The 19,064-nt window shown below is 40.9% G+C and carries 21 protein-coding genes; 16 read left to right on the forward strand and 5 right to left on the reverse strand.

Annotation, left to right across the window (positions count from 1 at the left end; all coding sequences use genetic code 11):
• Positions 1 to 67: 67 nt before the first annotated feature.
• The 4 genes from LIZ66_RS05950 (at position 68) to LIZ66_RS05965 (ending at position 3,196) form a co-directional block, all read left to right on the forward strand.
• On the forward strand, positions 68 to 1,222 hold the full coding sequence (locus LIZ66_RS05950; RefSeq protein ID WP_227200648.1) for an AAA family ATPase: 1,155 nt from the start codon (positions 68 to 70) through the stop codon (positions 1,220 to 1,222).
• Positions 1,223 to 1,230: 8 nt separating this feature from the next.
• Positions 1,231 to 2,565, forward strand: coding sequence for an IS1634 family transposase (locus LIZ66_RS05955; protein ID WP_227227635.1), 1,335 nt, complete (start codon positions 1,231 to 1,233; stop codon positions 2,563 to 2,565).
• A gap of 23 nt (positions 2,566 to 2,588) precedes the next feature.
• The gene (locus LIZ66_RS05960) at positions 2,589 to 2,843 is read left to right on the forward strand and encodes an ErpK protein (RefSeq protein ID WP_117688670.1); all 255 of its coding nucleotides are present in this window, start codon (positions 2,589 to 2,591) and stop codon (positions 2,841 to 2,843) included.
• A 92-nt stretch (positions 2,844 to 2,935) separates the two neighbouring features.
• A complete protein-coding gene (locus LIZ66_RS05965) occupies positions 2,936 to 3,196 on the forward strand; it encodes a hypothetical protein (protein WP_227200645.1) in 261 nt (86 codons plus the stop codon).
• Between the two features lie 124 nt (positions 3,197 to 3,320).
• Here the strand turns inward: LIZ66_RS05965 and LIZ66_RS05970 are convergent, their stop codons facing one another.
• The gene (locus LIZ66_RS05970; protein ID WP_227200644.1) at positions 3,321 to 3,641 is read right to left on the reverse strand and encodes a winged helix-turn-helix transcriptional regulator; all 321 of its coding nucleotides are present in this window, start codon (positions 3,639 to 3,641) and stop codon (positions 3,321 to 3,323) included.
• A 362-nt stretch (positions 3,642 to 4,003) separates the two neighbouring features.
• Here LIZ66_RS05970 and acgA point away from each other — a divergent pair, with 362 nt between their 5' ends.
• The 9 genes from acgA (at position 4,004) to LIZ66_RS06015 (ending at position 12,637) form a co-directional block, all read left to right on the forward strand.
• Positions 4,004 to 4,297: an ACGX-repeat peptide gene (acgA, locus tag LIZ66_RS05975; RefSeq protein ID WP_227200642.1), complete on the forward strand. Its 294-nt coding sequence runs from the start codon at positions 4,004 to 4,006 to the stop codon at positions 4,295 to 4,297.
• A 27-nt stretch (positions 4,298 to 4,324) separates the two neighbouring features.
• Complete coding sequence (gene acgM, locus LIZ66_RS05980; protein WP_227200641.1) at positions 4,325 to 5,389, forward strand: radical SAM/SPASM domain protein, ACGX system; 1,065 nt, start codon at positions 4,325 to 4,327, stop codon at positions 5,387 to 5,389.
• A 1-nt stretch (position 5,390) separates the two neighbouring features.
• On the forward strand, positions 5,391 to 6,002 hold the full coding sequence (locus LIZ66_RS05985; RefSeq protein WP_227200639.1) for a 4Fe-4S binding protein: 612 nt from the start codon (positions 5,391 to 5,393) through the stop codon (positions 6,000 to 6,002).
• Positions 5,999 to 6,772: a protein-ADP-ribose hydrolase gene (locus tag LIZ66_RS05990; protein WP_227200637.1), complete on the forward strand. Its 774-nt coding sequence runs from the start codon at positions 5,999 to 6,001 to the stop codon at positions 6,770 to 6,772. Before LIZ66_RS05985 ends, LIZ66_RS05990 begins: the two co-directional genes overlap by 4 nt.
• The gene (locus LIZ66_RS05995) at positions 6,723 to 7,637 is read left to right on the forward strand and encodes an SIR2 family NAD-dependent protein deacylase (RefSeq protein ID WP_334301198.1); all 915 of its coding nucleotides are present in this window, start codon (positions 6,723 to 6,725) and stop codon (positions 7,635 to 7,637) included. The genes LIZ66_RS05990 and LIZ66_RS05995 overlap by 50 nt, the downstream gene beginning before the upstream one ends.
• A gap of 174 nt (positions 7,638 to 7,811) precedes the next feature.
• Positions 7,812 to 8,783, forward strand: coding sequence for an alpha/beta hydrolase (locus LIZ66_RS06000; protein WP_227200635.1), 972 nt, complete (start codon positions 7,812 to 7,814; stop codon positions 8,781 to 8,783).
• Between the two features lie 396 nt (positions 8,784 to 9,179).
• Complete coding sequence (locus LIZ66_RS06005; RefSeq protein ID WP_173718648.1) at positions 9,180 to 10,568, forward strand: condensation domain-containing protein; 1,389 nt, start codon at positions 9,180 to 9,182, stop codon at positions 10,566 to 10,568.
• A 248-nt stretch (positions 10,569 to 10,816) separates the two neighbouring features.
• On the forward strand, positions 10,817 to 11,047 hold the full coding sequence (locus LIZ66_RS06010; protein WP_118577685.1) for an acyl carrier protein: 231 nt from the start codon (positions 10,817 to 10,819) through the stop codon (positions 11,045 to 11,047).
• A 45-nt stretch (positions 11,048 to 11,092) separates the two neighbouring features.
• Complete coding sequence (locus tag LIZ66_RS06015) at positions 11,093 to 12,637, forward strand: AMP-binding protein (RefSeq protein ID WP_173718647.1); 1,545 nt, start codon at positions 11,093 to 11,095, stop codon at positions 12,635 to 12,637.
• Here LIZ66_RS06015 and LIZ66_RS19855 read toward each other — a convergent pair.
• From LIZ66_RS19855 to LIZ66_RS06030, 4 genes are all read right to left on the reverse strand, one after another.
• Complete coding sequence (locus tag LIZ66_RS19855) at positions 12,597 to 12,734, reverse strand: DUF6783 domain-containing protein (protein ID WP_408611506.1); 138 nt, start codon at positions 12,732 to 12,734, stop codon at positions 12,597 to 12,599. The two genes, LIZ66_RS06015 and LIZ66_RS19855, sit on opposite strands and share 41 nt — an antisense overlap.
• 12 nt (positions 12,735 to 12,746) lie before the next feature.
• Positions 12,747 to 13,325, reverse strand: coding sequence for a TetR/AcrR family transcriptional regulator (locus tag LIZ66_RS06020; protein ID WP_158432696.1), 579 nt, complete (start codon positions 13,323 to 13,325; stop codon positions 12,747 to 12,749).
• A gap of 101 nt (positions 13,326 to 13,426) precedes the next feature.
• Complete coding sequence (locus LIZ66_RS06025) at positions 13,427 to 14,128, reverse strand: hypothetical protein (RefSeq protein WP_173718646.1); 702 nt, start codon at positions 14,126 to 14,128, stop codon at positions 13,427 to 13,429.
• A 412-nt stretch (positions 14,129 to 14,540) separates the two neighbouring features.
• Entirely contained in the window at positions 14,541 to 15,548 is a 1,008-nt protein-coding gene (locus tag LIZ66_RS06030; protein ID WP_173769386.1) for a LacI family DNA-binding transcriptional regulator, read from the reverse strand.
• Positions 15,549 to 15,896: 348 nt separating this feature from the next.
• Here LIZ66_RS06030 and LIZ66_RS06035 point away from each other — a divergent pair, with 348 nt between their 5' ends.
• From LIZ66_RS06035 to LIZ66_RS06045, 3 genes are read left to right on the forward strand one after another with little or no spacing between them, the layout of a single operon-like run.
• A complete protein-coding gene (locus LIZ66_RS06035; protein WP_195392104.1) occupies positions 15,897 to 17,297 on the forward strand; it encodes an L-fucose/L-arabinose isomerase family protein in 1,401 nt (466 codons plus the stop codon).
• A gap of 2 nt (positions 17,298 to 17,299) precedes the next feature.
• Positions 17,300 to 18,133 carry a transketolase gene (locus LIZ66_RS06040; protein WP_173715704.1) on the forward strand — a complete coding sequence of 278 codons (834 nt, stop codon included), beginning with the start codon at positions 17,300 to 17,302 and terminating at the stop codon, positions 18,131 to 18,133.
• Complete coding sequence (locus LIZ66_RS06045) at positions 18,126 to 19,058, forward strand: transketolase family protein (RefSeq protein ID WP_195392105.1); 933 nt, start codon at positions 18,126 to 18,128, stop codon at positions 19,056 to 19,058. The genes LIZ66_RS06040 and LIZ66_RS06045 overlap by 8 nt, the downstream gene beginning before the upstream one ends.
• Positions 19,059 to 19,064 lie beyond the last annotated feature (6 nt).

Raw genomic sequence — 19,064 nt, forward strand, 5'->3', positions numbered from 1 at the left:
ATATGGATATAATAGTAATAAATATAAAATATCAACGCAAAAAACGTTTTTAAATTTGGAGGACTAAATGAAATTATTAAGAGTCACAGCACAAGGGTTGCCATTGTTTAAAGAAAAATTGGATTTGCCTTTTTATGCGCAGCAAAGAGTGGCAGAGGAAGATAAAATAAATTTATATTCGTTGTTTTCCAATATATATTTAAATCCATCTAATGCATTTATAGGAATCAATGCCTCTGGAAAGACCTCTGTATTGAAGGTTCTTATTCTTGCATTGGGAATCATAAATAACGAACCAATCAATCATATCAATACAAAAGATATATTAGGGAATACGGAAAAAGCGGTCTTGAATATATATTTTTATTCAGAAGTTAATGAAGAAATTTGTAGATTAGAGACAGTTATTACATCTAAGAACGTTAAAGTAGAAGGGGTAGTATATCAGATTGATTCGGAATCGTTGTGGACGAAGAATATTGAAGAAGTAACAACGCGTAAAGCTATGCTGGATTTTGATGGGAGAGAACCAATTATAGTTCGAAATGAGCAGGAAAGTTTTTTGTCTGATGATGTGAGCATTATGATCGCTTACAATAAGAAAAACGGTGAACATATCAAGGTAGTCAGTTTGCTGTTCTTTACTAATATGAATGTATTACCATTTTCCGAATGTATTCCAACGGAGATTATTTCTTATTTGGATCCGACAATTGAATATTTATATTTTGAAGAAAAAAATGAGAAACCAATAATTCATTTGAAATTTAAGGAGAAAGAAGAGATTATTTTAAATAGTTCTATAGAACTGAATAATTATCTTTCGTCCGGAACGATAAAAGGCATGATTACTTTTACACTTGCACAGGAGGTTCTGAAAGAGGGGGGCTGCCTGGTTGTGGATGAGATTGAGAATCATTTCAACAAGGAAATCGTAAGCACTTTAATCCGGTTCTTCCTGGATGGAAAGCTGAACAAAAATGGAGGAATGCTGATTTTTTCTACTCATTATTCAGAGCTTTTAGATGAATATGATCGTAACGATAGTATATTTATTACCAGAAACCGAAATGGCATTACAGCCGAAAATCTTTCCAATATTTTAAAAAGGAATGATATTAAAAAAAGTGATGCTTACCAGAGCGGATTCCTGGAAGGAACGACGCCTACTTATGAAGCATATATGCAGTTGAAGAAAAGTATAGCTGCATCTCTGAAATAAATGGAGGTGTGCTATGGAGTTGGCAAAATATAAATATTGAAGAGAATAATGCTGGGCAGTATTATCCGGATTATGCATATGAACACGCTCTTTTTACACCAGATATGAAGATATATACAGACTCGAAAGTATCCGATTTTTTTCAAAAATTAAAGCCGGAACAGTCGGTTGGTTTTCTAAATAGTTGGAATAAATCGAAGAATAAAAGACAGAAAATTTATCTGTCCTATGATTCTACAAATAAAAACTGCCAGGCAGGGGACATAGATCTTTTAGAGCACGGAAACGCAAAAACAGATGTAAGTCTGCCTATTTTTAATTACTCAGTTGCATGTGATTCTGCGAACCGTGAACCTCTTTTTTATGAACTATATCCGGGAAGTATTAATGATATTTCCCAGCTGACTTGTATGATTGACAAGGCACATGGATATGGCTACAGGAACATTGGATTTATTCTGGACAGAGGGTATTTCAGTAAAGCAAATCTGGAATATATGGAAAAAAACGGTTACAGTTTTTTGATCATGGTAAAGGGGATGAAGGACTTTATCCGTGAGATTGTGATAGAAAACCAGGGCAGTTTTGAGAACAGTAGAGGAAAATATATTGATCGTTATGATTTGTACGGAACAACTGTCAGGCGCCTATTATACGAAGGTGATACGAAAAAAAGAAATATCCATATTTACTACAGTGATGGAAAAGCATATGGTGAAAAACAGGAAATCAAGCAGAAGATACGCCGGCTGAAAAAATATCTGGACGGATGTGTTGGGAAAGAATGTGTAGCATTTGGCCCGGAGATCATGAAGTATTTTTACCTGAATTTTGAGCAGGATGGGAAGACGCTGAAGCTTGCAGAAGAGAACGCTTCAGCAGTAGAAAAGGAACTGTCCCTGGCAGGATATTTTGCCATTGTTTCATCAGAAAATATGACGGAACGGGAAGCAATTGAGCTATATAAAAGCAGAGATGTATCAGAAAAACTGTTCCGCAGTGACAAATCTTATCTTGGAAATAAAAGCATGCGCGTATACAGTGATGAAGCATTGTCATCAAAGGTATTTATCCAGTTTATTGCCCTGATTTTGCGTAGCAGGATCTATATAGCATTAAAAGAAAAAAGCGAAAAAATGTTGAAAAGGCCGAATTATCTAACAGTCCCGGCAGCATTAAAAGAGCTGGAAAAGATAGTAATGATACGTCAGCTTGACGGTGTTTATCGTCTGGATCATGCTGTCACCGCAACCCAGAAAACCATACTGGATGCCTTTGGTTTAAACGAAGGAAATGTACGGTATCAAGCGAAAGAAATCGAAAAAATCTTACAGCACCAGTAAGAAAAACAAAGGAGAAAAAAGATATGGCAAGAATGAGAAGAAGCAGCGAACAGACCCTGGAATACAAGATTGAACAGGCAGAAGCAAAGGTTGCAAAAACCAGAGAAGCACATGAAAAAGCGGTTGATGAATTAAAAAAACTGTACGATATAAGAAAGGCATATCAGAGAGATGAACTGCTAAAAGCGATGAAAAACAGCAGTCGTTCTTATGAAGAGATCCTGGCATTTATTACCTCGGGAGAGACATCAGAGGATGAGCAAAACAGGACTGAATAAGCCTGTAAACAGGCAGGACAAGTAAATTTAGCATAGTTGTTTGGGTGAAATCCTGCATTTAGGGGATTTATTTTCGGAAGTTCACAATAAAAGTGGACATTCATGACCAAAAAGTGGATATTGAAAGCGTACTTTCCAAAAAAGGTAGTGATTTCTCAGTAAAAACGACGGTTCATATCCATAGACTCTTTGAGAAGTTTGGTTTTGATGAAATATTTGGAAGAAGTGCAGTTATGGAACTTCTTGAACTGAAAGGTTCAGGTGCTTCAAAACTTCTTTCCAATTTGGTGCAGACAGATATTATTGAACCGGTATCCGGTCACGGAAAAGGAAAATATAAATTTAAGAAGTAGTTTATATCGTATCTGAATGAACAGGTGCAGGAACTGATTTATGCATAGCTGATAAAAAGTAAGACCTATTGTGGAGCCATTATCCACGATAGGTCTTTCAACTTCAATCTATTAGAAAATCTTCCTACATTTTTTTATAAGCGTTACCCCATTCGACCATTGAATCGAGAATAGGTTTCAGAGTAAGGACCAATTCGCTGAGGCTGTACTCAACTCTTGGTGGAACCTCCGGGTAAACTGTGCGAATAATGAGACCATCATTTTCCATGGAGCGCAAACTATCGGTGAGAACTTTCTGACTGATCCCCTCAAGATTTTTCTTTAATTCATTGAATCGCCAAGGGCGTTCCAGCAGATTTCGGATAATCAGCAATTTCCATTTACTGCCGATGAGCGAAACTGTGGTTGCAACCGGACATTCCGGCAATTCTTCTTTTGTTAACATATGATCGCCTCCTCATATAACATCCTTTTTTATTGTTATATTTAATTTTAATGTAATAGACCAAAAGAAGCAATAGGTTACAAAAAAGTAACCAGGGTGTTACTGTTCACTGGTAACATTCCGCGAGGTGTTTTTTGTGAACAAAGTTCAAAGAAAACCCGAGAATTGCGGCGCGAAATCATGCGAATGCATGATTTCTGTGCATCGCGGAGCGGTTACTGGTCACGGAGTGAACAGTAACACCATGGTCACCTTTTTATGCCTATGTAATAAAAAAGTGCGTACTTTTGCCGGTTAAGTACTTTTGATATTATAATCTTGCAACAAAGATAACAATAAACAAAATATCAGGAGGTAACAAAATGGCATTATCAAATCTTTTCGGATGGAAGAAGGCAGAAACAGAAGTCAGTGCAGCATGCGGAACAGCGTGTGGAGCAGCAGACAAACCAGCGGAGAAACCGGCAGCATGCGGAACAGCGTGCGGAGCAGCAGACAAGCCAGAAGAGAAACCAGCAGCATGCGGAACAGCGTGTGGAGCAGCAGACAAGCCGGAAGAGAAACTGGCAGCATGCGGAACAGCGTGTGGAGCAGCAGACAAGCCGGAAGAAAAACCAGTAGCATGCGGAACAGCATGTGGAGCATCTGACAAGTAAAATAAGTTAAGGAAGGAGTTGGATAGGATGAGTCAGTATTTTTCTTTTCAGTGGCATATTACAGATGAATGTGATCAGCGATGCAAGCATTGCTATATTTTCTCAGGAGAGGGCTGTAAGGAATTAAAGTCCATGACTTGGGACCAGATGACAGAGGTAGTGGCAAGCTGTGAGGATTTTTGTAAGGTATATGGCAGAGTACCATATTTCTATATTACTGGCGGAGATCCTATCCTTCATCCGGATTTTTGGAAATTAATGGTATTGCTGAAGTCAAAAAAGATACCTTTTACATTAATGGGAAATCCATTTCATTTGAACGACGAAATTTGCAGAATGCTAAAGGTGTGTGGTTGTGAGAAATACCAGATGTCTTTGGATGGAATGAGAGAAACACATGACTGGTTCAGAAAGCCGGGAAGTTTTGACCTGACGATTGAGAAAATCGGATGTCTGAACAGAGCAGGAATAAAAAGTGTAATTATGAGTACGGTATCCAAAACAAATATGGAAGAGATACCGGATATTATTGATGAAGTTGTAAAAGCGAAAGTAAAGGTTTTTGCATTTTCCCGCTATGTGCCTACAGGTGGTGAAGTTGATACAAGCATGACACCGGAAGAATACAGAAAACTTCTTGAAGTCTGTGATGCAAAGTATAAGGCATATGAAAAGGCAGGATGCGAGACCTATTTTAATAAAAAGGATCATTTGTGGACGCTGTATGAATATGAAACGGGACAGTTTAAGCTTCCTGAGAGTACAGAGGCAGGAATGATCTATGGCGGCTGTAACTGCGGAAACTGTCATATTACCATATCTTCCAATGGAGATATTATGGCATGCAGAAGGGTGACAGACAGTAAAGTGGCTAACATTTTTGAAGACCGACTGGCAGACGTCTGGATCTGTCAGATGGAAAAATACAGAGATTATGATAAATTTGTAAAATGCAGCAAATGTGAACTTAAGGCATGGTGTCGTGGATGTCCGGCAGTTGCCAATGGAACAAGCGGTAACTTTTATGGGGCAGATCCGCAGTGCTGGAAGACAAGAAATGAGATTACCGGGGAGATATTGGAGGAGCGATAAAATGGATTTACAAACATGTCTGAAAAAAATGGAATTGGTGGGAGTGCTTGCATTCGCAACAGTAGACAGCGAAGGAGCACCACAGATACGAAATATCAGTGCGATTCATTATGAGCCGGATGCGCTCTATTTTTTCACCGCCAGAGGTAAAAATTTTTGTAAAGAATTAATGGAAGATGGCAGGGTTCAGATTCTTGCTTATACCAAATACAAAGAAATGATTCGTTTGTCAGGAAAGGCTTACGCTGTAGCAGAGAATGAACAGAAAAAATGGATGGATATCATTTTTGAAGAACAGCCATATCTTGCTAATGTATATCCAGGGGATACAAGAGAAATCGGAATTATTTTCTGTATTGATAAGGCAGAAGTGGAGTATTTTAATCTTGGCGTAAATCCAATTTTCCGGGAGACATATATTCTGGGAAATGTTAGTATAAAAGAAAAAGGATATTACATAACGGAATCCTGTATCGGCTGTGGGAAATGTGTGAAACATTGTCCGCAAAAATGTATTGAGAAGGGGACACCTTTTGTCATCCGGCAGGAGCACTGTCTGCACTGTGGAAACTGTTATGAAAACTGTCCGGTGAAAGCGGTGGTCAGGAAATGAATCAGAATGACAGAAGAAGATATTTAATTGAAGGATTGTTAAAAGAACGACCGGAATATGAGAACATGCAGATTCCAGCAGACGTAAGTGAGCAGAAAATGCTGCTCAGATCGCTTATGAATATAAGAATGCCGGGAGAAATGGATGATGCGTTTTTGCATGTTCAGGACGCCTATCTCATAGAAGAAAATAGGAAGAAAGGGATTGTCACTCTTGCAGATATGGAGGAGGTACAGCCTGATCTTTATATCTGGAAGGGTGATATTACAAGACTTGGAGTGGGAGCAATCGTAAATGCGGCAAACAGCGGTATGACAGGATGCTATCATCCCTGTCATAACTGTATTGATAATTGCATTCATACTTATGCAGGAATTCAGCTTCGAAACTATTGCAATGATATGATGATGAAGCAGGGTCATGAAGAACCGACAGGGCAGGCAAAGATCACCCCAGCGTTTAATCTGCCCTGTGATCATGTGATTCATACGGTTGGCCCGATTGTACAGGGAAAGCTGACAAAGGAACATGAGTATTTACTGACATCCTGCTATGAATCGTGCCTCAGGATAGCTGATGAGCATGAGGTAAGGAGCATCGCTTTCTGTTGTATCTCAACCGGTGTGTTTATGTTTCCAAATAAAAGAGCTGTCGAACTTGCAGTACAGACAGTAAAGCAATATAAAGAAAAGACAAAATCAAAGATAAAGGTGATATTTAATGTTTTTAAAGAGGAAGATGAACGACTCTACAAACAGTTACTCGGATAAGATCTTGCAGATAAAAGAAAAAATTGGGGAAGCAGATGCTGTTGTAATAGGGGCTGGTGCGGGATTTTCCACATCAGCTGGTTTTGTGTATAACGGTGAAAGATTTGATAAATATTTTTCGGATTTTAGAAAGAAATATGGATTTTCTGATATGTATTCGGGCGGCTTCTATCCATATAAAACATTGGAAAAACACTGGGGATACTGGTGCAGATATATTTATATCAACCGTTATATGGATGCTCCCAGACCGGTATATCAGAACCTGTATGATCTGGTGAAAGAGAAGGATTATTTTGTTCTGACAACAAATGTGGATCATTGCTTTCAGAAGGCAGGATTCGCTAAAAACAGAATCTTTTATACACAGGGAGATTATGGTCTGTTTCAATGTAGTGAGCCTTGCCATAAGGAAACTTATGACAATGAAGACGCGATTAAAAAAATGGTACTGAGCCAGGGATTCCAGATTATAGACGGGGAACTGCAAAAACCGGAAGCCGGGGAAATAAAGCTTACGGTTCCCTTCAGCCTGATTCCATATTGCCCACGCTGCGGCAAGCCGATGAGTATGAATCTCAGATCGGATCAGACATTTGTTGAGGATGAAGGATGGCACCAGGCAGCAGAAAGATACGAGAAATTTATACAGAATCATAAAAAGCAGAAAATAGTGTTCCTTGAACTTGGAGTAGGATATAATACTCCTGGTATTATAAAATATCCGTTCTGGCAGATGACAAACACATTTCAACATGCATTTTATGTGTGTCTGAACCAGGGTGAAGCATATGCACCGGAAGAAATAATGAGAAAGTCTGTCTGCATGAATGAAGATATTGGAGAGATTCTGAAAGAACTGTAGACTTGTGGTTACCAGTGAACGGTAACAGTTAATGTTTTGCTAAAAAAATCTCATTGCCTATTTAGCGACAATATGCTTATAATGAGTCTATGATGAAAGACCTTAAAGCTGTCTGATACAACTGAAGTTTTACGGGCTGGATTTTTATTCAAAATGTGAACTGCGGAGGAAATCATGACGAAGAAAAAAATTATTAAGCTGTTCGCAATACTGGCGGCTGTTTTTCTGGGATCACTGGAGATGGGATGGCGCTTTTTTAACATGGTGGTCTGCTGCAAAAGGGGAGAGCAGAAAAAGGAAAGAAGGAAATGGTTTGAACTGTCTCATATCAGGGAAAATCATCCACAGAATGGTTATGCCAGAGAATATAATGAGAGTAAGGCATGGTGCTTTGAACAGAATATGCAGGACTGTTATATCAAAAGTATTGACGGATTAAAACTGCATGCATTATATCTTCCTGCAGAAGCTGCGAAGCGGATCGTCATATTAAGTCATGGATATCGTGGCAGCCGGTTTGGCACGTTGTCGTTTATGGCGAAATATCTGCATGAGCATCAGTGTGATGTCCTGTTTATAGAGCATCGCTGCTGCGGTGACAGCGAGGGAAACTATATTACTTTTGGAGCAAAGGAACAATGGGATGTGCAGCAATGGGCAGTATATATGGCTGAACGAAACAAAGAGAAGCTTCCGATTTACCTGTACGGACAGTCCATGGGTGCAGCTTCTGTGCTGATGGCATCAGGACATACACTTCCACCGGAGGTGAAAGGCCTGATTGCGGACTGTGGTTTTCAGTCTATGGAACGGCAGATGCGTGATATGGCCGCTAACTGGTTCCATCTGCATCATATTCCGTTGCTTCTGATGGAACTGGACTGGTTCTGTTCTCTTCTGGCTGGATTTCATATGAAAGATGCAGACACTACAGAAGCCATGAAAAAAAATAAAAGACCGGTTCTCTTTTTCCATGGAGAGAAGGACACCTATGTGTATCCCAATAACTCTTTTCAGAATTATATGCTCTGCAGGGCAGAGAAGGAACTGGTGATCATACCAGGAGCTCGGCATCTGTGCAGTGCCTATGCAGATCCGGAACTGTATCAGCATAAGATGATGGAATTTTTTGAAAAATACGATTAAATGAAAAAATCCTGACCGGGATTTATCAGACATAGTATATAGCAGGAAATATACCTTTGAACTGCTAGTACATCGAAAATTAAGTTTCTGCCATATTGACGTAGGATGATTTCTTCATATGCAAGGCGGAGGAAGGAGGCGTAGCGGTGGCTACGGCGACTGACGACAACGCAGCAGATGAAAAATCAGACAAGTCAATATGGCAGTTACTTAATATTCGATGTACTATGTTAAATGTATGATAAGTCCCGGTCAATTTTTTATAAAGTGTTCATTAAGTCTTCAGGGTACTGGTATTTCCTGAGAAGGTATGATATTTTTTCACCTGAAGCATACATACAATGTTTTCTGTTCCGGATAAAGAGGAAAACCGGGACAATGGAGGTTATCTATTATATGAGAAATTATTATCCTTTGACAGCAGCTCAGAAAATGCATCACAACTGGATACTGGATTATGGTACACAGCAGGTATCTGGCGTAAGCGTTGTGGCTTCTGTACAGGCAGAACTGGATTTTGGATTATTAAAAAAATGTATTCAGATGGAAACAGAGCGTTCCGGTTGTACCAGAGTCCGTTTTACAAAGCCGGATAAAGAGGGAAATGTAAAACAGTATATCGAAAAACAGGACCCGCGTGATATTGAGCTGAAGGATCTGTCAGGAATGGAAAGTCTGGCAAAGGCAGATGAGCTGATGCAGCAGTGGGCATATGAAACATTTGACGGAAATAATATTCCCATGTGTGAATTTACCATGCTGAAGCTTCCAGAAGGATACAATGGTTTCTTTTTACATATGGATCACAGACTGATCGATTCCTGTGGACTTGTAGTTATGATCGAAGATCTGTTCCAATTATATACGCATTACAGATATGGAACCGCCTGCCCTCAGGAACTGGTAGATTTTGAAACGGTTCTGAAAAAAGACCTGGCAAAGGCGGGCAATGAAAAGCGTTTTGCAAAAGATAAAAAATTCTGGGATGACCAGCTGGATGCACTGGGTGAGCCGTTATATTCTGATATTCAGGGCCCATCTGTATTGGAGGAAGCAAGAAAGCGTCATGGAAATCCGAAGCTTCGTGCTTCTGACATTGAGATGAACGAGCTGTTTGTTGCAGTAAAGGATTATCATCTGGAACCGTATGCGACACAGAACCTGATGGATTTCTGTATGAATCATCAGCTCTCTATGACAAATTTGCTTCTGCTTGGTATCCGTACTTATTTGTCAAAAGTAAATAATGGACAGGAAGATATTACAATTCAGAATTTTATATCCAGACGTTCTACCCATGACGAATGGACTTCCGGAGGAAGCCGAACCATTATGTTTCCATGCAGAACAGTGATCTCACCAGAGACAGATTTTCTTTCGGCAGCTTATGAAATCCAGAATATGCAGAATCGAATTTATATGCACAGCAATTATGACCCGGCATTTATTGTGGATGAGATGAGAAAAAGATATCATATACCGGAGCATACCAGCTATGAAAGCTGCTATCTGACCTATCAGCCAATGCCGGTGAGGGTGGAGAATGAAATGCTTGGAACTATCCGCCAGCATGCCAAATGGTTTGCAAACGGCGCTGCAACCAAGAAAATGTATCTGACCGTATCTCATACCGAGGATGGGGGAATGAACTTTTCCTATCATTATCAGACTGCGCATCTGGAGGAGCATGACATGGAATTGTTGTATTATTATATGATGCGTATTCTTTTTAAAGGAATTGCAGAGCCGGATATGAGCATTGGAGAGATTATGGAACAGGTATAAAGCGTAACAGGTTCCAAAAAGCTTGAAGGAGTAAGAACGGTTAAAGAGAACTTGTCGGCATTGTTTTTATAGAAATCAAGTAACTATTCAGAAGGTAGTATCCCGCGAGGCGTTTTGGCATGTTTTTTGCCAAAATCCCGAGCCATACAAGACAAAATGCCATCACCGAAGGTGATTTGGAATGCATTTTGACTCGTAACTGTGAGGGTACTGAACAGTTACGAAATCAAAAATCAGGAGGAAATGGAATGAGTCAGGAAATAGAATTTAAAAATATCGTAGCACAGTACAGTAAAGTGAAACCGGAAGAGATGACAGGTGAGATGAGATTCCGTGAAGATCTGGGATTTACTTCCCTGGATTTTATGTCTTTTCTGGGTGAGCTCGAGGATACCTTTGATATTGAACTGGATGAAAACGAAGTGACAAAAATTACAACTCTTGAGGAGGCGCTTAAGCTTCTTGAGGAGCTTCAGTAAGAATCAACAGAGTGTCAGTTCACAGAACAGTGAAGGAGGAAAAATATGCTGATCAGGAATATATTAGAAGAAAGTGTACAGAAATTTGGCGAAGTCAAAGCAGTAAAATGGCTTAACCGAAAAGAAGTTCTGGAGAAAAGTTACAGCGAAATAATGAAAAACGTGATTTCTACCAGAAAAGGACTTCTTGCAGAAGGGTTTGAGGGAAAACATATTGCATTAATCGGAACCAGTTCTGTAGAATGGATCGAAAGCTATCTGGGAATTATTACAGGATGCGCTACAGCGGTGCCGCTGGATGCTGCACTCCCGTGTGAAGAACTGATCGACCTGATAAATCGCTCCGATTCCGAAGCACTCTTCTTAAGTCCGAAACACAGACCATATCTGGAAGCATTTCTTGCAAACTGTCCGAAGCTTCAGAAGGTGTGGATGCTCCAGAAAGAGGTGGAGGATCTGCCTTCAGGAGTGTACAGTATCAATGAGCTGAGAGATATGGGAAAGAGTGCAGCAGAAGATGCTTCCTGTCCGGATGCAGAAGCTATTGCGACTATTATCTTTACTTCCGGAACCACAGGCAAGAGCAAAGGGGTTATGCTGACACAGAATAATCTGGCATCCAACGTTGAGGCAGTTAAGATTTCAGCAGAGCCTGGAACTGCCATGCTCAGTGTACTTCCAATCCATCATGCATTCTGCCTTATCATGGACTGGCTGAAGGGATTTTCTCAGGGGGCAACTATCTGTATCAATGACTCCCTGCTTCATATGGTCAGAAATATGAGCATTTTTAAACCAGATATCATGCTCATGGTTCCGATGATGATTGAGACAATTTATAAGAGACTGGCGGCTGCTGATCCGGAAATCCCGAAGGCGGTTCTTGCAGAAAAAGTATTCGGCGGAAAACTGCAGACGATTTTTACCGGCGGGGCACATCTGGATCCGTACTATATTGACCGTTTTGCAGAATATGGCGTTCAGATACTGGAAGGATATGGCATGTCGGAATGTTCTCCTGTTATCAGTAATAATACACCGGAAAATCATAAACCGGGTTCTATCGGAAAACCACTTGAGAATGTGGAGATAAAGTTTGAAAACGGGGAGATTCTGGTAAAGGGTACAAGTGTTATGAAAGGGTACTATCAGATGCCGGATGAAACAGCAGAAACGCTGAAGGATGGCTGGCTGCATACTGGAGACAAGGGGTATATGGATGAAGATGGATACCTTTTTATTAACGGTCGTGTGAAAAATCTGATCATTCTCTCCAATGGGGAAAATGTATCACCGGAAGAAATCGAGAATAAGCTTGCGCTGAATCCACTTGTTGCGGAAGTGATTGTAACAGGTGAAGAGAATGGTCTGACAGCACGTATCTATCCGGAACAGGCAGTTGTGGAGGCAAAGGCACTGGATACTGAGATGATTCGTTTACAGCTTCAGGCATTTCTGGATGAATACAATAAAAATCAGCCGACCTACCGTCGTATTACAGGTCTGGTGATCCGGAAAAATCCGTTTATACGCAGTACAACAAAGAAAATCAGGAGACAGGATGTCCTGATTGATGAGCCACAGGCATAAGAAAAACCCGTCTGAGTGAATTGCTTAGATGGGTTTTTCTTATGCCTGTTTGAAAGAGCATTCCCGCAATCTGCACGCCCCACTTTGCGGGAATGATTTTACAAACACGTCAGGATAAAAGTGGCAGCATGCCAGTCAGAAAAACCTGAGTCAGAATCTCTGCAATGACTTCTGGTTCAAGATCAAAATGATCCCGGGTCCATTTGTGAAGAACACCGATTGTGCTGCCGATCGCACAGGTGATCACATAAGATATTTCCTCTTTTGTGTGTCTGCCGGGTCTGGCACTGGAGGTAGTAGCTGTGACATAGTGATGAAGCATAGTCAGCATTTTTTCAAAGAGATCATTCCCATGGGGTGTGCTCAGAAGACTGGACAGGAAAGGATTTTCCATTGTATAGCGGCAAAGTGTCAGAAAATAGGACTGACAGATATCCCGGTCATTTTCAGGATGAAATTTTTCCATTATAGAAAAAACATCCTGGATCGTCTTTTCCTCAACTGCGGATACAAGAGAAGGAATGTCTTGATAATGATTATAAAAAGTGCTTCTCGCGATACCGGCTGTCTTAGTGATATCGGATACTGTGATCTGATCAGGAGTTTTTTTCTTTAGAAGTTTAAAAAAAGCACCCAGGATGGCTTCATCCGCCACAGAATATCTTTCGTCAGGAACTGGATTTTGCATAGTCGATTCCCTCCCAATATTTTATCAATAAATATAAGGATATGAGTGGCAAAAGACCTTTTAACTCTCATATCATGTATATATGGAAATCTGGAAAATGTTTATTTCTCTATTTCATAGGCAGGAATCAATATACATGCGCAGAAGTTTTCCAATGGCTGGAAACATTTGATAATAAGTTCACGATGAATCCTGGCACTGTAAGTCTTGAGACGACAGCTTCCGCCATTCACGGCAACATCTGTATATGCGGCAAGGAGCTTCTTATCTCCGTTGGGAAATGCCTGATAAAAAGATTGGTCGAGTATTTCCTGCAAATCCATGCCTTCCAGAAGAAGCATTTCTTTATTGCAATAGCGGAAAACGAAGTCAATTCCAGTTCCGTTTTTATTAAAAATCATTTCGATTACACAAAAAGCAAGGGGCATATCATCTACTACAGAAAAACGCGTACGAATATTTGGAGATAAAGTCTTGGTAGGATCCTGATGCAAAGATTTGTTCAGAAATTTGTGAGTGGCCGCGCCACGCTTACGTCCTTCCAGACGTACGCCATCCTTCATATGATAGGTGCAGTTTTCAATATGATCAATCTGTCCTCTGGAAACCACGGTGCCTTTATTTATGGAAATATAATCATAAGGTATAAGAATTTCATATAAATCTTTGACTGTGATAAAAGTTTTCACAACTCGTCCATCGGTCATATAAATGCAGGTCTTATTCGCCTGTCTGAGCAGATATTTAATATTACTGATATGGATATTGTTTTTCCTTAAAAATTTCATGATTTTTTCATCCATATAAATATCCCTCCGGTTATTAGTGTAAGGTAGAAGATGTCAGGTTACTATATTTCTGACATTGCTATCTGCAGATAATGAAATAAATATACCATAAACGTAAAGATTTTACCAGTGTAATTGGGTAAAATATAAGGCTGCATGATCTGTATGCATCGTGATTTGTTTTGGGTGAAAAGAGCGCAGAAAATCCGTTTTTTTCAGATGAAAAATGTGCGGATATTATAAATGAAAAGTAAATTTTGTGATAATTTCACAATAAAATATGATATTTTCGAAAATAATTTCGGAACAAATAAATATATCATAAATACTGTAAAAAGACAGGGATTTTCGCATTAAACGTCTTTGCAATAAGTAATTAAAAAAGGTATCACAACCGGAAGTGAAAGGTTGCGATACCTTTTTTGCGTCAAACTGAAAATCGTTTTACCAGATTTGCCGAAACTTCAATTTTACAGGTATGCTGCCGGGGTTCGTTTATTTGAGAGAGAAGCTCTCTGGCGGCAACCTGTCCCATATAATGACGGGGGATGCTGATACTGGTAAGGGAGGGGTCGATAATACGTCCTTCAGAGATATTGTCGAAGCCTACAATTGCCACCTGCTCCGGCACCTTGTAGCCTCTGAGCCGCAAGGCCTTGATAGTTCCGATTGCAATCAGGTCATTGTCCGCAAAATAACAGTCTGCCAGAGCATCCCCTCTGTCAATAATTGCAAGCATATCTGCCATTGCACCATCAATGGTTGGAGAAAGCTGGTGGATGATACAGCGGGAACGGGACATTCCGTTATCATGGACAGCATGATAAAATCCCTCCAGACGCTCTGAAAAGTTGCGGAGAGGGTAAGCAGACTGCAGGTAACCAGGCTGCTTCATTCTCCGGCTGATCAGATAATCGGTAGCCAGATAAGCTCCCTGACGATTATTGGGAACGACATAATTGCAGTCAAGGTTTTCAAAATAGGCGTCCAGGATCACCACCGGAAAAGGAAGTTTCAGGAAAGGACGGACCATTTCCTCCCGCATTTCAGTACCAAACAAAATGATTCCCACACAGTCAGTAGTTCTTAAATCCCCCAGATAATGTTCCAGATTATCACGCTTTTCATAAAATGTGATTACTTTCAGCTTATAATTATCCTTTTGCACTACGGATTCCATACCCTCAACCATAGCATCAAAAATAGGAGAATAGGACATGATGGCATTATGGGAACGATAGCTTACCGCGTAAATGCTTCCAGCTTTATTTTTCTTTAGAGAAAGTCTGGTAAAGTCATAGCCGTATTTTTCAGCAGCTTCTACCACCATCCGGCGGGTTTCCGTGCTGACTCCGGGCTTATTGTTCAGCGCCATGGAGACGGCAGTCTGTGAAAGATTCAGTTTTTCAGCTAGTTCTTTTGCGGTAATGGACATTTGCGGCACCTCCCAGGGTAATAATTGTAAAGCAAAAAGATAAAGTTTCACCTGTTTTTAGACGTAAAAGGATTTCCTGTGGAAACTGTTCATATTTCTTTGGCAGAAGTTTTTTCTGTTGTATATATTGTACTTCTTAATTGAAAAATAAACAATATATTTGCGAAAAATAAAGCAAAAATAAAGTCAGAAATACTTTATTTTTTATTGGAATAAAGCTGGAGGAGACCTATACTAAAGCTATAAAGAAAAGCAAACAGAATATCTGGGTAAGTAATAAAGAAAAAGATTTTACAGCTAAGAAAAACCAAAAGAAAATAATAAATATAAACAAGGAGGAATACCAGAATGGCAAAGATCAAAATCGGCTATGCGCCAACCAGACGAAGTATTTTCAGTGCACCGGATGCAGTTAAGTATCGTGGACTTACTGCAGACAGATTAAAAGAATTAGGAATCGATTTTGTAGACATCACAGACGTAAATGACGAGGGTCTTCTTTATGACGAGGAAGGCCGCATCAAGATTGCAGAGAAATTCAAAAAAGAGAAAATCGACGGACTTTTCCTTCCGCACTGTAACTTCGGAACTGAGTTTGAATGCGCAAGACTTGCAAAAGAGTTAAATGTACCGGTTCTTCTGTGGGGACCTCTTGATGAGAGACCAGACGAGAACGGTGTTCGTCTTCGTGATACACAGTGCGGACTTTTTGCAACAGGTAAAGTCCTCAGAAGATTTCGCGTTCCATTTACATACATGACAAACTGCAGACTGAATGATCCGGTATTCGAGCGTGGCCTTCGTGATTTCATGGCTGTCTGTAATGTAGTAAAAACCTTCCGCAACATGAGAATTCTTCAGATTTCTACAAGACCGTACGAGTTCTGGTCCACCATGTGCAACGAGGGTGAACTTCTTGAGAAATTCAACATTCAGCTGACCCCAATCCCAATGCCAGAGCTGACAGATGAGATGAAGAAAGTAAAAGCAGAAGGAACAGAGGTTGCAAAGGTTGTTGAGTACTGCCGCCAGAACATGGAAATCTGCATTAAAGATAATGAACTTGAGAATGTAGCAGCCCTGAAAGTTGCCATGAAGAACCTGATTAAGAAATACGGCTGCCAGGCAGCTGCAATCCAGTGCTGGAACCAGCTGCAGAGCGAAATCGGAATTATGCCATGTGCAGCAAACGCACTTCTCAATGAAGAGGGAATTCCGGTTGTATGTGAGACAGATATTCACGGTGCAATTACCGCTCTTCTTGTTGAGGCAGCAGCACTTGATGACACAAGAAGCTTCTTTGCAGACTGGACCATCCGCCATCCTGACATTGAAAACGGCGAGCTCCTTCAGCACTGCGGACCATGGCCGATCTCTGTTGCAAGAGAGACACCGAAGCTTACTTATCCGCTGGCATTCAGCCATCCGGGAAGCATTACAGCAGAAGCAAAGCATGGCGAAGTGACATTGGCACGTTTCGACGGTGATAACGGAGAATACTCCATGCTCCTTGGAAAAGCAAAAGGCGTTGACGGACCGAAAGGTATGGGAACTTATCTCTGGGTTGAGGTTGAGAACATCAAACGTCTGGAAGCCAAGATTGTAGAAGGACCATACATCCATCACTGTGTAGGTATCCATAAAGATGTAGTTCCGGTACTTTACGAGGCATGCAAATACATGGGAATCACTCCTGATTTATATGATCCTATTGAAGAAGATGTGAAAGCATATTTAAGAGGTGAATGAGAATGGAAAATTTAAAGGCAAAATCTTTTGACTTGAGAAAAGATACTGTAGATATTATCGTTGCCGGAAAGGGCGGACATATCGGCGGCGACATGAGTGTGATCGATACTCTGATGAGCCTGTATTTCTGCCAGATGAACATTTCTCCGGAAAACATGGATGATCCGAATCGCGACCGTTTCGTACTCAGCAAAGGTCATTCTGTAGAGGCTTACTACGCTGTACTTGCAGCAAAGGGCTTTCTGGATCTGGAAGATATTAAAGCACATTTTTCAAAATTTGGCTCCAAATATATCGGACATCCGAACAATAAGCTTCCTGGAATCGAGATGAACTCCGGTTCTCTGGGACATGGACTTCCTGTATGCGTAGGCATGGCTCTTGCAGGAAAAAAAGATAACAGAGATTACCGTGTTTACACCGTAATGGGTGACGGTGAGCTGGCAGAGGGTTCTGTATGGGAGGGCTTCATGGCAGGACATCAGTACAAGCTGGACAATCTTTGCGCAGTAATCGACCGTAACCGTCTTCAGATTTCCGGAAATACAGAGGATGTTATGGGACATGACGATCTCCATGAGCGTATCCGTTCTTTCGGATGGCATGTGATCGATGTAAAAGACGGAAACGATATTGACCAGTTAAATGCTGCTTTTGAAGAAGCAAAAACTGTAAAAGGCAAACCAACAGCTGTAATTGCCAACACTGTAAAAGGCTGTGGATCTTCCGTAATGGAGAACAAGGCAAACTGGCATCACAAGGTTCCAACACAGGAAGAATATGATCAGATCATCGCGGATTTTGCAGCAAGAAAGGAGGCCGCTCTTCATGAATAAGATTCCAAACAGACAGGCCATCTGTGAAGTTTTGATGGACAAGGCAAAAGAGGATAAAGATATTATGGTGCTTTGCAGTGATTCCAGAGGATCTGCTTCCATGACACCATTTGCAGATAATTTCCCGGATCAGTTTGTTGAGACCGGTATTGCAGAGCAGAATCTGGTAAGTATTTCCGCAGGTCTTGCAAAATGCGGAAAGAAACCATTTGCATGCTCACCGGCCTGCTTCTTATCCACAAGAAGCTACGAGCAGGCCAAGGTTGATGTGGCATACTCTAATACAAATGTTACGCTGATCGGTATCAGCGGCGGCATCAGCTACGGTGCACTTGGAATGAGCCATCATTCTGCACAGGATATCGCAGCTATGTCCGCAATCCCGAATATGAGAGTTTACCTTCCAAGTGACCGTCATCAGACAAAGCATCTGATCGAGGCTCTGTTGAAGGATGAGAAACCATCTTACATCCGTGTTGGAAGAAATCCGGTTGAGGATATTTATACAGAAGACAACTGCCCATTTGAAATGGACAAGGCAACTGTTCTGAAAGAGGGAACAGATGTGGCAATCATTGCCTGTGGCGAGATGGTGCGCCCAGCATTTGCAGCTGCCAAGTTACTGGAAGAGCAGGGCATTTCCGCAACTGTACTGGATATGTACTGCGTGAAACCGCTTGACGCTGAAGGTGTTGTAAAAGCTGCCAAGAATGCAAAGGCAGTGATCACGGTAGAAGAGCACGCACCATTTGGCGGACTTGGCTCCATGGTTGCACAGGTTGTTGGTGCAGAATGCCCGAGAAAAGTGCTGAACATGGCTCTTCCGGATGCTCCGGTTATCACAGGTACCTCACAGGAAGTATTTGATTACTATGGATTAAATGCTGAGGGTATTGCGAAGAAGGCTGTGGAAGCTCTGAAATAAAAATCA

The sequence above is a fragment of the Blautia faecis genome, assembly GCF_020554845.1.
GTDB lineage: Bacteria > Bacillota > Clostridia > Lachnospirales > Lachnospiraceae > Blautia_A > Blautia_A faecis.

Bases quoted from the DNA above. Each gene is read 5' to 3' on its own strand.
- LIZ66_RS05950 (WP_227200648.1), top strand. From the start codon at position 68: ATGAAATTATTAAGAGTCACAGCACAAGGGTTGCCATTGTTTAAAGAA.
- LIZ66_RS05960 (WP_117688670.1), top strand. From the start codon at position 2,589: ATGGCAAGAATGAGAAGAAGCAGCGAACAGACCCTGGAATACAAGATT.
- LIZ66_RS05970 (WP_227200644.1), bottom strand. From the start codon at position 3,641: ATGTTAACAAAAGAAGAATTGCCGGAATGTCCGGTTGCAACCACAGTT.
- acgA (WP_227200642.1), top strand. From the start codon at position 4,004: ATGGCATTATCAAATCTTTTCGGATGGAAGAAGGCAGAAACAGAAGTC.
- acgM (WP_227200641.1), top strand. From the start codon at position 4,325: ATGAGTCAGTATTTTTCTTTTCAGTGGCATATTACAGATGAATGTGAT.
- LIZ66_RS05985 (WP_227200639.1), top strand. From the start codon at position 5,391: ATGGATTTACAAACATGTCTGAAAAAAATGGAATTGGTGGGAGTGCTT.
- LIZ66_RS05990 (WP_227200637.1), top strand. From the start codon at position 5,999: ATGAATCAGAATGACAGAAGAAGATATTTAATTGAAGGATTGTTAAAA.
- LIZ66_RS05995 (WP_334301198.1), top strand. From the start codon at position 6,723: ATGTTTTTAAAGAGGAAGATGAACGACTCTACAAACAGTTACTCGGAT.
- LIZ66_RS06000 (WP_227200635.1), top strand. From the start codon at position 7,812: ATGACGAAGAAAAAAATTATTAAGCTGTTCGCAATACTGGCGGCTGTT.
- LIZ66_RS06005 (WP_173718648.1), top strand. From the start codon at position 9,180: ATGAGAAATTATTATCCTTTGACAGCAGCTCAGAAAATGCATCACAAC.
- LIZ66_RS06010 (WP_118577685.1), top strand. From the start codon at position 10,817: ATGAGTCAGGAAATAGAATTTAAAAATATCGTAGCACAGTACAGTAAA.
- LIZ66_RS06015 (WP_173718647.1), top strand. From the start codon at position 11,093: ATGCTGATCAGGAATATATTAGAAGAAAGTGTACAGAAATTTGGCGAA.
- LIZ66_RS06020 (WP_158432696.1), bottom strand. From the start codon at position 13,325: ATGCAAAATCCAGTTCCTGACGAAAGATATTCTGTGGCGGATGAAGCC.
- LIZ66_RS06025 (WP_173718646.1), bottom strand. From the start codon at position 14,128: ATGGATGAAAAAATCATGAAATTTTTAAGGAAAAACAATATCCATATC.
- LIZ66_RS06030 (WP_173769386.1), bottom strand. From the start codon at position 15,548: ATGTCCATTACCGCAAAAGAACTAGCTGAAAAACTGAATCTTTCACAG.
- LIZ66_RS06035 (WP_195392104.1), top strand. From the start codon at position 15,897: ATGGCAAAGATCAAAATCGGCTATGCGCCAACCAGACGAAGTATTTTC.
- LIZ66_RS06040 (WP_173715704.1), top strand. From the start codon at position 17,300: ATGGAAAATTTAAAGGCAAAATCTTTTGACTTGAGAAAAGATACTGTA.
- LIZ66_RS06045 (WP_195392105.1), top strand. From the start codon at position 18,126: ATGAATAAGATTCCAAACAGACAGGCCATCTGTGAAGTTTTGATGGAC.